At 42.9% G+C, this 13126-nt stretch carries 10 protein-coding genes; 3 read left to right on the top strand and 7 right to left on the bottom strand.

Annotated features, from left to right (window positions below):
- Window positions 1-21: 21 nt before the first annotated feature.
- From F7734_RS17715 to F7734_RS17690, 5 genes are all read right to left on the bottom strand, one after another.
- Window positions 22-1041: a beta/gamma crystallin-related protein gene (locus tag F7734_RS17715; protein ID WP_166481970.1), complete on the bottom strand. Its 1020-nt coding sequence runs from the start codon at window positions 1039-1041 to the stop codon at window positions 22-24.
- Between the two features lie 36 nt (window positions 1042-1077).
- The gene (locus F7734_RS63565; protein ID WP_155745920.1) at window positions 1078-1332 is read right to left on the bottom strand and encodes a hypothetical protein; all 255 of its coding nucleotides are present in this window, start codon (window positions 1330-1332) and stop codon (window positions 1078-1080) included.
- 35 nt (window positions 1333-1367) lie between these two features.
- Window positions 1368-3500: a caspase family protein gene (locus tag F7734_RS17705; RefSeq protein ID WP_155745919.1), complete on the bottom strand. Its 2133-nt coding sequence runs from the start codon at window positions 3498-3500 to the stop codon at window positions 1368-1370.
- Between the two features lie 127 nt (window positions 3501-3627).
- Window positions 3628-4305 carry a CAP domain-containing protein gene (locus F7734_RS17700; protein ID WP_155745918.1) on the bottom strand — a complete coding sequence of 226 codons (678 nt, stop codon included), beginning with the start codon at window positions 4303-4305 and terminating at the stop codon, window positions 3628-3630.
- An 883-nt stretch (window positions 4306-5188) separates the two neighbouring features.
- Entirely contained in the window at window positions 5189-5458 is a 270-nt protein-coding gene (locus F7734_RS17690; protein WP_243146938.1) for a hypothetical protein, read from the bottom strand.
- A 184-nt stretch (window positions 5459-5642) separates the two neighbouring features.
- Between F7734_RS17690 and F7734_RS17685 the strand changes: the two genes are divergently transcribed.
- From F7734_RS17685 to F7734_RS17675, 3 genes are all read left to right on the top strand, one after another.
- Window positions 5643-5783, top strand: coding sequence for a hypothetical protein (locus tag F7734_RS17685; RefSeq protein ID WP_155745917.1), 141 nt, complete (start codon window positions 5643-5645; stop codon window positions 5781-5783).
- A 544-nt stretch (window positions 5784-6327) separates the two neighbouring features.
- Window positions 6328-6699 (top strand): hypothetical protein, encoded by a 372-nt coding sequence (locus F7734_RS17680; protein ID WP_155745916.1) that lies wholly within the window; start codon window positions 6328-6330, stop codon window positions 6697-6699.
- Between the two features lie 36 nt (window positions 6700-6735).
- Window positions 6736-8442 (top strand): IS1634 family transposase, encoded by a 1707-nt coding sequence (locus F7734_RS17675; RefSeq protein WP_166481969.1) that lies wholly within the window; start codon window positions 6736-6738, stop codon window positions 8440-8442.
- Window positions 8443-8759: 317 nt separating this feature from the next.
- Here the strand turns inward: F7734_RS17675 and F7734_RS17670 are convergent, their stop codons facing one another.
- Together F7734_RS17670 and F7734_RS17665 are read right to left on the bottom strand one after the other, a co-directional pair.
- A complete protein-coding gene (locus tag F7734_RS17670) occupies window positions 8760-11846 on the bottom strand; it encodes a hypothetical protein (RefSeq protein WP_207714131.1) in 3087 nt (1028 codons plus the stop codon).
- A 75-nt stretch (window positions 11847-11921) separates the two neighbouring features.
- Entirely contained in the window at window positions 11922-13106 is a 1185-nt protein-coding gene (locus tag F7734_RS17665; RefSeq protein ID WP_155745915.1) for a hypothetical protein, read from the bottom strand.
- Window positions 13107-13126: the final 20 nt, after the last annotated feature.

Below are 13126 nucleotides of genomic sequence, written 5' to 3'. Positions count from 1 at the left end.
GCGCCCTTACTTCAACCCAATTCATGCAGCTTGTATCTCAAGGGAAGAGGCAAAATCGTTAAAGTCATCGCCAACATAGGGCGTGTCAGATGCAAACACCTTAGTTCTGCCTTGAAATCCAGCGTGTTCGTAGAGGATGACTTGAAGCCCTGACGGCACTTTTAACGAACTTAAATGGTCATTTCCAATAGCGAGTTGATTGACATCATATTTACCTGGCTCTAACTCTTGGCTTCTTCCTTGAAAGTCACGGTCTGAGTAAATCACGACTCTATTTGACCCTACCGTTCCTTCTGGGTACATTTGACGCATGAAATTTTTATCTGTGGCTGAGAGTTGGGTATTCCAAGGGACTTCAAAACCTCCAATTGTCAACTCTTTGGGAATTGCATAATGCATAATGGACTCTCTATCGTACTGGGAAAATTGCGTGATGTCAGTACCGAGGCGTCGGAAAATATTGTGGTCTACTTGTTCTTTATCCCAATTATTAGTCTCTTTATAGTAACGGTAAACAGCATCCCGATTCCAAGGAATTCCAGCTTGTGGGTGCTGGTGTTCGTGGATGCAACCGAGAGCATGACCAAATTCATGGAGTACAACTCGCATATATTCTTGGTCGGATGAATCTGGTTTTAACCATCCATAGTTCATTGTGGGTTGGTTTTTTGAAATATTTAAAGCATCGGTACCAAGATATGACCAGGAGCCTCCTGGTTCCAATGAGATGCGAATTTCAGCATCGGGGTCATTTCCAAAAACTAACTTGATGTTAGCGTATTGAGTCCACTGTTGGGCTATGGCTGCAATTTTCGTCTGAACGACAGGGTCTCCATCTAAAAAACGAACGCGCAGAGTGCGACCGGGTTGCCATTTTTTCCCGGTAATGAGCGCCATTCTGTCTGATGAATTATCGATCGCTTCTGCGTTGAGTGGGTTCTCTTCAAACGCTAGTTTTTGCGCTTCTTCAGACATATCTGGTGGGATTTCTATACAAACTTTAATGTCTTCAAAAGTGGTGTCGTTGATAAGTGCGTTCATTTGTTTACCTCTTGATTGTTTGGTGGATAATGTTTTTCATTCAGGGAGACACACCGCTTGCTCTTTCTGACCATTGGGATTGCGATCGAGATAATCGCGCACCCAATGGCAACCATAGGACAGCAATTCATCTAAATCTAAAGCGAGATCTAAATTCCAGAGAATCGCAGTCTTGTCAGTACTGGCTGAGGCAATGGTTTTACCATCAGAACTAAAAGCCAGTGCATAAACGCGATCGCTATACCCGTGTAAAGTTTTGTATAATTTTCTATCTTGTCTCCATAGTTTCACTGTCTTGTTGTCATAATTAGCCTTTTTGCTTTTGCTTATAACCTGGCATGCTGTTGCAGTTGAACGGCTCCATCCAGTAAAGTGGTACTTTTATTGGGCTGAATTTGAACAGCATCTTGCGGATGCACAATTGTGACTGCAATGCTCTTTGTCATCCAATCATCCAGCTTTCTGCTTGAGTTACCCGGTTCGCGGGTGTTAACGCGATCCAATAAAAGATTGAAAGTACTGTCAGGTAGTCCCAACGAACGAGTTTGTGGTGGTGGATTTAGCCCATCTTGTTCTAACACCCCGGCGTCGAATTCTGCAGTGCTGACAATCAGCTTAAATATCTCTTTATACTCAGTGACTCCTCGTTCTAAGAAATCATCTGGTATGTAAAATTCACACTCACTTTCGATGCTTGCGTAGGCTGGGATACTTATACTACTTCTTTCATCAAAAAAGGGTAAGTAAACACCGTAGCTTTCTGAGAGTTCCAGTACGTTGCAATAGAGGGTTCTCGAACTGTTGTTAGTGAGTTTGATTTGTATGACTGGCGCTTTCCATTCAGCGTCTTCATACGTGTATTGCACCCGTTTTTCTACCCCGTTAGGAGAAGCAGAGACATCTTGTCCGGAAAGGATTTGAACGGACATCTCTATTTGGTCTGGTTTAATGAGACTTTTAGGTGGACTTTCCAGTGTGAGAATGTTGTTCCACCGAGCAATATGTTCTAACCGTTGAATCGCTTTTAATGCGCGATCGCTTGTATAACCTACCCTATCTGACTGTTCTGGAATGGGAGCAACTAACGCTCGATTGTCTTTTTTAATCCAGTATTGACCGTTGTCGGCTGATAGGGTGCAGTATGCATCCTTAGGAGAGTCTACTAGCTCTACATACAATGAAGGATTTTGATTGAGACCCGCTTCTTTATGAGCTTGGCGAGCCAGTTCTATCCCTGTTTTTTCTCCCGTATCATCCTGAATGTAAACTTTTAAGGGAGCCAATGGTAAACTTGTAATAACTGCCCAATAAGCTTGGTTTTGAGACAAGCCACTGTCACGGGTAATTTCCACTTGGCTCATCTGTGGTAGCACATTCGTCACTTTAGCTTCAGCGATCGCGTTTTGCAGTTGGTGCAATTCCTCTGCGTTGCTTCCTACGGGAAAAATCGCTAGCAAGGTATCTCCACCTTTGGATGAATTTGGAATACCGTGCAAAGCACCACTGTCAATGACCCAACTTTTCTGCTTGGTGTTATAGCTTAAAGTAAAGTATTGAGAGCGTTCGTCAATAGCACCACCCAGGAAAAGCTGGTTGAGTTCCTCTGCGTCGGTGGCTTCAATTTGCGGGGACTGCTCCTTGACTTGACCGATAGCCAAAGCATTCACATTCCTCACCAAATCTCGATAGGATATACCACTATTGGTTTTTTTCAAGGTTTCCGTGAGGAAATAGGAAAAAGCGCCTCGCCGTTGACCGTCATCTCCCGTATACTCCTTCGCTGTTTCATCAGAACGACAGGCGGCGATCGCAATATGTTTCCCCTGAAATCCCCGCCATTTCATCTTCTTGTCTTGGTTATTCGCAGAAGCTAATTCCTCTAATGCAACCGAGTCATTGGCAAAAATAAAGCTATCCCAGGGGCGTTGACGTTCATCGCCAGGAGCCTGACGAACGATTTCTGAGTCTCTTGTCCCAGTCCCGGAGTGACAGCAATCCAAAATCACAACAGTATGTGGATTGTTCTTTGACACTTGAGAAATCAAATATGCCAATTCCTTATCTGCTATGTCCCAACTACCTTTTGTGCGGCTATCATAGCAAATTAACGTTTCATTATAATTGTCTGCTTCTAAATGAGAAAAAGCTTCTGGTACTTTTTGTTGGGAACCATGACCTGCATAGTAAAATAGTACGACATCATCGCTATCTGCCTTGCACAAATGTTGTTCAAAACCATTAATAATTGCTTGACGGGTGGCTTTTTCGTTGGTAAGAATCCAGGGAACATCTGTAGATTCTACAAGTTTCCATTCACTTCCAGAGGAAATTCTATCGCGCAAGTATGATTCTATTGCTTTAATGTCATTGAGACAACCTGTAAGCGATCGCACGCTTGGACTTGAGTCAGGATGATAGTTGTCAATGCCAACTAATAGTGCATAAAGGTTCTTAGTCATGAGTATTGCATTTGAATTTGTTCGGGAGTGCAGGTTGGATTGAGGAACTCTACCCAACCTACACAATATATTTGGCCATTTAAGATTTACTTTATAAATGACCAAGGGAAGCATTTGCTGAATATCATTAGAAAACAGGTTGTCCCGAAAAGTTACCTACCGGATTGTAGTGACAAACCAAAATATCGTTGCCATTGCCACGGGCTAAACCACCCCCAACAAAAGTTGTATTTCTCCAAACAACTTGAGTGTAATGACCTACATCTTGCCAATTTCCAGTATTAGAGACATTGGGGAAAATATCGTTTCTAAAGTGTTGCTTTTCATTACCCCATATATCTACTAGCTGAGTGACAGAAAAAGCACCAGTAGTACCAAGAGCAAGGTTTTCTCCAGATCTGCTATGTTCAAACTTCCCAGTTTGAGCTAGATGATTTGCCCACTGTTGAGCACTTGCTGCTAAATCGTTTGACCATTGCAATGGTTGAACTCCTACTTCGGCTCTGTACTTGTTATGAGCATTTAAAATCTCTTCAGCAAAAGTCGAAGTTTCAGTAGTCGGTTTGAAAGACGAAATAGTATCATTAAATGCAGCATCTATAAAGGAGTACTCACCAGGTTGAAGTTGAAAATTTCTTCCCTCGAAGTTAGCGTTCTCAAAGAACTGCCAAGTACCGGAGTAGACTTTAATTGATGAGATTTTGTCATTCCAAAAATCTCCAACGAAGGCACTTGTTAAATCTGTAAGTACACCTGAAGTCGCTCCAGCGAAATTTGCATCCGAAAAAAATTCAATTTGAGCCATGATAACACCTCGAAAAATTTGTTAATTGGTTTCTATACAAGAAGAGAATCTAAGTTTTAATTTCCTTAAATATTCCACAGTGAAAGCTTGATTTTCTAAGGAATATTTTCTTTGCTTATCTTCTAATTTTTATCTGCTTAAGAGGTTATTTATAAAGTAAATCTTAAACGCCAAATGTCCTGTGTAATAGAACAAATTGACATCCAATAATTCAACGCAATGTTGGGTTTCGTTCCTCAACCCAACATACATTTTTCTTAATATTGACTTTACAAAATATCTTGTATGCAGATTTATGAAAATACAAAACATAATTTACTTGCTAAAATGCTTTGTTATTTTCTAATAACAATAATAGTCTTTTTAATACGATCTACAATTAATTATTTTTAGATTGCAATCAAGAAAAAAATGAATTATTTTAAGTAAGGATGTAAATATTTTTTTTATGTCTATTAAACAATAATTCTGACTTTTCACATCCCGTGAAAAGTCAGAATATTTAACAACAATCATGAGTTACCAGTGATGAGCGATCGCAAGCTTGGACTTGAGCCAGGATGATAATTGTCAATACCAACTAATATTGTTATTCATTCCAGTTTTTGACATCGTTAACGTCCTACCGGACACAGCGTTACATCAAAGCTTTTTTGCGTTGGACAGTCGTGCAAACCGTTTACGTCGTCGTAAGCATAGCTATAAGCAGTAGGACAAACTTGGTGTACAGTCCGGACAAAATTTGTTCGTACAATTACGAATTATTCGGTTATGCTATTTCACCTCTCGCACGTATACTGATACCTGAAGTGGATACCCAAAAGACATCTCCGATAAAGATGTAAGGGCGCAAGGCCGCCGCGCCCCTACCAAGACTTTCAACTTAAGAGAAATCTACAGGCGAAACATTGTAACCGCCATATTCTTCCACATACCGGAGTATAGAAGTTCCAAATTCATCCTGAGAAACTTCATTTTTCAATAAAAGGTTAGCGACTCCAAAAGGACCTCTCAAATGTGCTCCAGCTAGAATACCGGAAAGGGTAAGAGTAACTGTTTTTGGCACTCCTCTATCGTTATATGTCTTTTGCTGACCGAGGTAATTGTTGAGAGACTGTCCTTGCGCTCCAAGCGCATCGTTAATACGTCGCAAGTTGAGATTAAACTGTACGTTCGCTCATTTTGTGAGGGGGGGGACGAATTAAAACCTTACACACTAAGGTTTTAACGTGATTCTGGATCTGACGATCGTGATACCGTGTAATACTTGGAAAAAGATTTGTCAGCTTAACGGTGTATTACGCGGTACGAGGGAAATCAAACGTTCCGTGTAATACATGGAAATACAGAGAATTCACAAAAAAGACTGCGATCGCTCGATCGCGCAAGCCTCCCCCGGCTTATCGCTTCGGCGCAAGCCGCTCATGGTGCTTATCGCACTGACTTTCGGTGTAATACACGGTGTAGAGAAACAATAATGTTCTAAGAGTGGTATTACCCAGAAACCTTGATTTTACGTGCGCTGTACAACCTGAATTGACAATAAAGTTTTACCCTGAACTGAACTCACACCTTTTTTAGGGGGATGCCAATGACAATAAAGTTATCACCTAGATTTACCGGAATTGCCCTTTAACAAAGGGTTTTCTACCCAAAAGCAGCGGAGCAGTGTCTTTTTTAGTAGGGTTTCAGTGTCAGACTTTATTGCTGTGCGTTTGCTCCTGGTTGAAAGGGTGAGAGGAATTAATGCCTTACTGTGTAAGGTTTCAACGTGATTGTGGATCTGATAGTGGTGATACCGTGTAATACTTGGGGAAGGGTTTGTCAGCCCAACGGTGTATTACACGGTAAGAGGGGTCAGGTCTTTCCGTGTAATACATCGAAGGAGGCGATAAGCGAAGCTTAACGGCTCAAGCCGTATCGCGCAGAAATATGCCCTGGGTGTAATTCTTCATATTACGTCCGAAAGATACCGATTAAGGGTTAAAATTACGGTGTAATACACGGGAGAAGAGTAGAGTAATGTTGAAGCGGGACATTCAAGGGAAGTTCGCGCTCAAGGACGATGATTATCGTCAAGTGCGCTCACTAAGATTAACTGATGATACCTGGAAAGCTTTGGGGATCGCAGCTGAATGTTTTGGTATGACTAGATCTGATTACTTGGAACAGGTGCTTAGGGACAATGCTAGTCCAAGTATTACATGGGAAAAAGAGCCGATAAATCAAGCCAAAACTACTGTTGTTGAACTTGCGACTACGCCACTGTTGGTGGCAACACTTGAAACCTTACGTGACCAAGTTTTACTACAATTGAAGTTAGGTAAGCAAGCTCCAGGCTACAAAGCAGCACTTAAAGCCCTGAATCATTTTATTGCAGCACTAATTAGCTAGTATACACAAGAATCCGAATAGATTAGAGGAAAAACAGTGGAAATAAGTTCCGAGCGGATAGACGATATTCCGTTAATCGTGGAATGGCTCAAACAGATGGATCTAGCCAAATGTATTGACCAAAAACTGAGGGAACCCCACGGAAACCACAAAGGACTGAGCTACGGACAATTGAGTGTATTGTTATTAACATATATCATCACCGAGTCAGACCATAGGTTGTCTGCTGTGGAACCTTGGGTGCAAACACATCGAACGATTTTAGAGTTAAGTACGGGGTGGTCGATAGGGGAAAAAGATGCCAGTGATGACCGATTAGCAAGGGTAGTCGAAGAGTTAGGGTTGCAGTCACAAGCCAGGTTGGAAATAGAAGTAAAGCTAGGACGGCATCTAATTCGTGCCTACGAATTGCCGACTGTTGTGGCACGAGCTGATACAACTAGTTTTAGTGTGAATCATCAACAGGGAGAATCGCCAGAAGAAAGTCTACTGCGTCATGGGTACTCCAAAGATTTTCGCCCAGACTTGCTGCAATACCGTCAATTACTAGCAACCCTTGACCCAATGGGAATGCCTTTGGTCAGTGCCACCCTAGAAGGGAATGGAGCTGATGATCCATTATATTTTCCTACCTGGCAACAAATGGTAAAGGTGATTGGACACAAAAATTTTGTCTTCATCGCTGATTGTAAAGCAGGCTCGATTGCAACCCGCGCCACCATTGCAGCAAACCGAGGGATTTACTGCGTTCCTGTACCCATGAGTGGGCAACACCCCCAATATCTGAAGCAATGGGTACTCTCCCCGCCAGCAGAAACTGTGGAGATTCGTTTACCGCGACTTGATGAAGAAGAACCTGCTGTGGGAAAAGGCTTTGAAGTAGAGTTAGGCAAGTTTTGGTTCAACGAAGAAACTAACAAGTGGGTACGTTGGCATGAACGCTACTTAGTAGTTTATTCCCAAAGCCTTGCAGCATCTATTATCCGTGGTCAACAGCAACGCATTAACAATGCACAAACTGCTCTGGATAAATTAGCAGCCAAACCAGGAGAGGATCGCTTTCAACTCACCCAGAAAGTAGAAAACATTCTCACGCGCTATCGTGTCAACGATTTTTTCTCAACCACAATTACAGAAGAAATCACTCACCAAACTCGCCATGTCGGACGGGGACGACCATCAAAAAACTCTCCAACTGAGTGCGTGACTAAGATATGTCTTCAACTTCATATACATCCGATTGATACTGCGATTAAGGAAGCAGAAACCTTGGCAGGATGGCGATTGTATGTCACCAATGCCCCGACCACTCGACTGACCCTACCACAAGCTGTAATGTATTACCGGGATGAATGGCTTTTGGAGCGTGGGTTTCACCGTTTTAAAAGAGGTTCTTTGCCAGCCTTACCCATTTACTTCCAAAACGAAGACCGAATTACTGGCTTAATGTTCATTTTGAACATAGCTTTGCGCGTATTTACAGTAATGGAGTTTGTGGTACGGCTGGCTCTTGAGCAAACTCAACAATCTTTAGCTGGTCTTTATGATGGCAATCCAAAGCGAAAAACCAATCGCCCATCTGCGGAGCGAATGCTTAAGGCTTTTTGCAATTTAACTCTCTATTTTCTCCCTGATTCTACCATCTTCATCACGCCTCTGTCCGATCTGCAAAAACAAATTCTCTCCTTAATAAAAATGCCTGAGTCCCTTTATCAGCTAGAACAAGTGCAAAGCCCTACATAATTACGTCTTCCCCCTATAAAATCAGCACTCCTTGACAATAAGACACGGAATTGAATGTCCCATTTCAACATCAGCCCCCACCGTGTATTACACCGTAAGTCCTATTTGAATAGCGCTCTTCTTCCATGTATTACACCGAAGAGCCTGTACTCTTAAAATCTTTTTTGTGCATTCTCCGCTCTCCATATATTACACGGATAATCTGCTTCCTTTGTTCCGTGTGATACACCGTTAAGCTGACAAATCTTTTTCCAAGTATTACACGGTATCACGATCGTCAGATCCAGAATCACGTTAAAACCTTACACACTAAGGTTTTAATTCGTCCCCCCCTCACAAAATGAGCGAACGTACAGTTCAAGTGGACGTAAATGCGATCGCAAACGTCCACACTCCTGAATAATTTCTGCAGAGACGCAAATATCAACAAACTCTTCAAAAGCTATGTCCAAGGAACCAGAGGATATGAAAGTAGGCTCTCCAAAAACGTCCATTGCGATCGCGTCACATGAAGCATTGACACGACTGCTGTCTAACACCAGAGATAAATCAGAAACAACTGGCTTACCCGTCAAAATTTGATATTCAGCAGCTAACTCACCAATGTTCGGGTACGGTATCCCTACACTTGCAACAGCAGTAGCTTGAGCAAAACGGTTGACTCCCCTACTATCTCTAAAATGATAACCATCACCAGACTGGGCATAGCTCTTGCGCTCAATAAACGCGACTCCCGGTGATAATTTTTCAATCTCAAGACGCAAAAACTCCAGGCGTTGGTGCATCGAAGAGCGGCGATCGCGTCCCAAAACACCCATATTTGTGATTTGCACCACCTTCAAGTTGTCATGGCTTGGGGTGACTTGCTCGACAACGAGTATATCCTCAACGGATGCTCCTAACTTCAGAGCAAGATACCTGACATCTAACGTACCGTCCAAGTAGATATTAAACTGAGCCGCGTTCGCTACATCCTGATGACGAGTCTCTTCTAAATGTACCGTCAGTGTGCCTTTATGAAAATTTAATGCGCCACGGATATATCCCCCCCAAACTGACAAAAGTGGAATCAACCAATTCAGAGCTACCGCTTCGAGAGCTTGCTGAGACTCTTGGTAAGCAGTCGATCGCAAGAGTTTATTGATTCGCCTAAAAGTTGAACGCTCGCTCTTAGTTCCAGTACTCATATCTATACTGTCTGCACTTTGAGCTAAAAACTTCAGATCGGGAGCAAGCTGACGAGTCAGTTCATCAATAAGTAGGGCAATATCATCAAACGGTTGACCGAGGAGTTGACGAATAGCAGTATCATCATAGCCATAACGACCATTTTTTGGTAGTTGAATACCTGACGTTTCCCAATTAGTCTCTGACTTAGACTTCCCTCCACAAAAAAGAAACTTCAATCGCTCAAAAAGAGGGTGGAGTTTGGCAAACAACTCCGGTGCTTTCAGAGCTAACTCACCCACTGTTCGATTGAAATCGCCCAGACGAACTTCAATTTTTTTACGCGATCGCATTATAACAGAAGCCTCATCCCAAATCATGCCACAATCAGAAAATTGGTAATCATCTGGGTTCGGGAGACTATCTGGATGCGCTCTAACTTGGCTCTGTTGAAGAACAGAATGCCGTCGAAAGCGATAGCCAAACCCCTCACCGGTACTGTGACGACAGGCATTCAGCAGGTGACACGAGAGACAAATTGGGTTGTTAGATTCTTCAATATGGTTAAGATTTTTTGCAGCCAATGCGCGGAAGGTACCTGCTCGATGACAATTACCAGGGGCAGTCACATTTTCAGTTCCATTTGGGTGGACTAAAAAGGGCTGTCCAAGGGGAGTTAGTCGAGTCGGATCGCTCTTCAAACCACTATGGCGAGGGGGTAAATCGACAAAATTAGCTTCAACCGCGATGGTCGTTGGATTGCGATGATCGATGGCAAGATACCAAAGTTGACGGCTGCCAAACTCCTGTGGCGTCATGCTTCCGGCTGTATGAGATTTCCCCAACCCTGGAGTTGATTTATCTAAGATGTGTTGCCAACCTTTTGCAACAGCTTCCAGCCAAAGGCTGACCCGTTCATCTCCCAGATATACAATCTTGGGGCAAAACAATCTTTTGTATTCTTCGGGAGTTGGTAAATCCGAGTGCGTGTATACTAATATTTCTTGTGGAGCTTTCTTGCTAATCGATTTCTTGACCCGTCGCTGAAAACCTCTCTTTGGGCGTAAAAGCTTTTCGATTTGGGCTAACTGAATTTTCACATCATCCCAAACGCGTTGGGGATGGCGCGATAAACTTTCAAACTCCATCCAACTCAAAATTTCAAATTCACCTGTGTACTCATCCCCATCAGCGCAATATTTATCAACTTGACCCCACCAAGCCACGAGCAGAGTGTACCCCCAACTCCTGATTAACTCGTGAGTCCTTCGGTATTGGCGCATCACATTTTTATTGAGAACGGCACCTGCATCAGCCCACAAGAGCAAATCTTTTGTACCGCCCAACTTTTCGGTTGCAGCAGTTAGATACCGCTTGAAAGTTTCAGGGCTTGAGGCAAAGTGACCACCGGCAGCACCAATGGTAATTTGATTTCTTTTTTGGGCAATAATCCAAGGTTTGAGGATACCTTCAGCCAATCCAATGTAAGCAAAGGATATAGGAGCGTTTTCGTTGAGAGTGTACTCATTCTGAATCACAGGAGTACAAAAAGTCAGAGGTAACTCGCCATTAGGCAAGTGAGCCGTTGGTCCGGTGGGGCGTTTTTTTGTCCGAGAGGATGCCCAAAAATATTTAGGGACATCAACTTCAATATTGCCAACCCGCAACTGCCAGCTAATAATTTGTCCCATAGGGTTCCATATAGGACAAAGATAGCCAGATTGAGGGGTTATCAAAGAACGTCCCCCAAGGGAAACACCTGCCAAACGGTGAGAAACTTCCCTGTCAAGTTTTTGCCATTGCTTTACCGATTTAAATTGTCCTGCAACGATTAACTCTTCACTGAGTCCCCGGCGTTTTAAATCGAATTCATGCTTTTGACATAACTGCAGTTGTCCGAGAACATCTCGAATGTGGCGATCGCGCTCTTCTTCGGTAAGACTGGCAGCACGATGAGCTTTTTCTTGTCGCAAGCGCTCGCTTCGTAACAAACGCCAACGTAGAGCCCACTCGCGTCTCGAATCTTCATTAGTATCACTAGTATCGCGCCGTACTATTCCCCACAACCCATCACGGGTGAGTTTGACAAATTTCCAGCCCATGGGTGCTGAATATGCATCTGTCGCCGTCATGCACAACACAGTATCGGGGCTATTCGGCAGATGACGGCAGCGCCCGCGAGTATCTCCACATACAGGGCAGGGATTAACAAGGTTGGTGCGGATAAACTTGCTCACCGCGCACCCCCACGCCACCAGTTGTATTTGTATGTGTCTTTAGAGAGCCAGTCAGAAGCCCCGTAGGTCAAAATTTCATGCAGCACAACAATCTTTAGTATTTTCATTTCTAGCTATTTCAAATTCAATCTCACGCTCCCTAATCATCTCCTCGTACTTGCCAGTCTCAAGATACGCCAAGAATCGTTCCTCCTCCATCGTTAAATTCGTAATTTTTAGCATTTCAGTCAGTGCTACCCTTAAGGGATAAATGGAACCAAATTTCTCTAACAACCGCAATATTCGCGCTCTTTCCTTCACTGATGGTTCCTCCTGTAACGTGGCATCAATACTTGATGGTCTCAAACTTATGGTCTCTAAATCGTTAGTTTTAGAATTCCGAAAAGCAAATATCACAAATTCATTTGTAATTTTAATGACACGAGCTTGCTGAAAAAAATCTGGTCGCGGCTCCTTTTTAAACAGATAAACCTGCCCAACTTCAATCTTCCGCCATGGATTGCGAGAACCTGTACGTACAAGAGTGTTACCCTCACGGATGGTATTTACCTCGCCTCTCTCGATCGCATCTAATACTTTTTCTCGACGCTCATCACGCACAAACTTGTAAGCTGTATCAATACTGCGATTGAGTTCTTGTTGTAACGCCGCCACCGAGCGTAATTTGCCCTCATCTTTTAATTGAGAAATGAACTCATAAACTTTTTTTCCTTTGTGGTAGCTACCAACACTAAGCTTTACTTTTTTGGCAACCTCTTTAAGGACTGGCAATTCTCTAGATTCTTGAGAACTAATGTCATCTGACGAAGTATTCAAATTTGAACACTTCGTTAATTGTTTGCGATCGTTTAGCCGTCGGGCATTCTCCCTCTGTCGCTCTTTGGCTTGTTCTTTTAGCTGAGGTTCCCAGTAAGCACCCTCAATAAACCTTTGGAAATGGGTTTTTTCTTCTCGGTGAATATTGAAGTCGTATAGAGCTTTCAACTCTTCTTCCTCGCCAGAGTATTCACCAAAAAAGACTGGAACAGTTGCAAAACCGAGTTTTTTAGCTATTTGTAACCGACACTTACCCGCAATTACGACATTTACACCTGTGCGTGCTGAAACTTCTATCGGAACAAGAATCCTCATCTCTCGCTGAATACTTGCTGACAACAAGGGGCGATCTTCATCTTCACCGTAAATTTCTATTAATCTTGGGTGAACAACTAGTTCATCTGGAGGAAGATGAATAACCTGCTGATGGTCTAAATTGTACATATTTATACCCTAAAATATTC

It is taken from the genome of Scytonema sp. UIC 10036, from assembly GCF_009725235.1.
The sequence above is the reverse complement of the archived record's forward strand: the minus strand, read 5'-3'. Positions and strand labels throughout refer to the sequence as shown.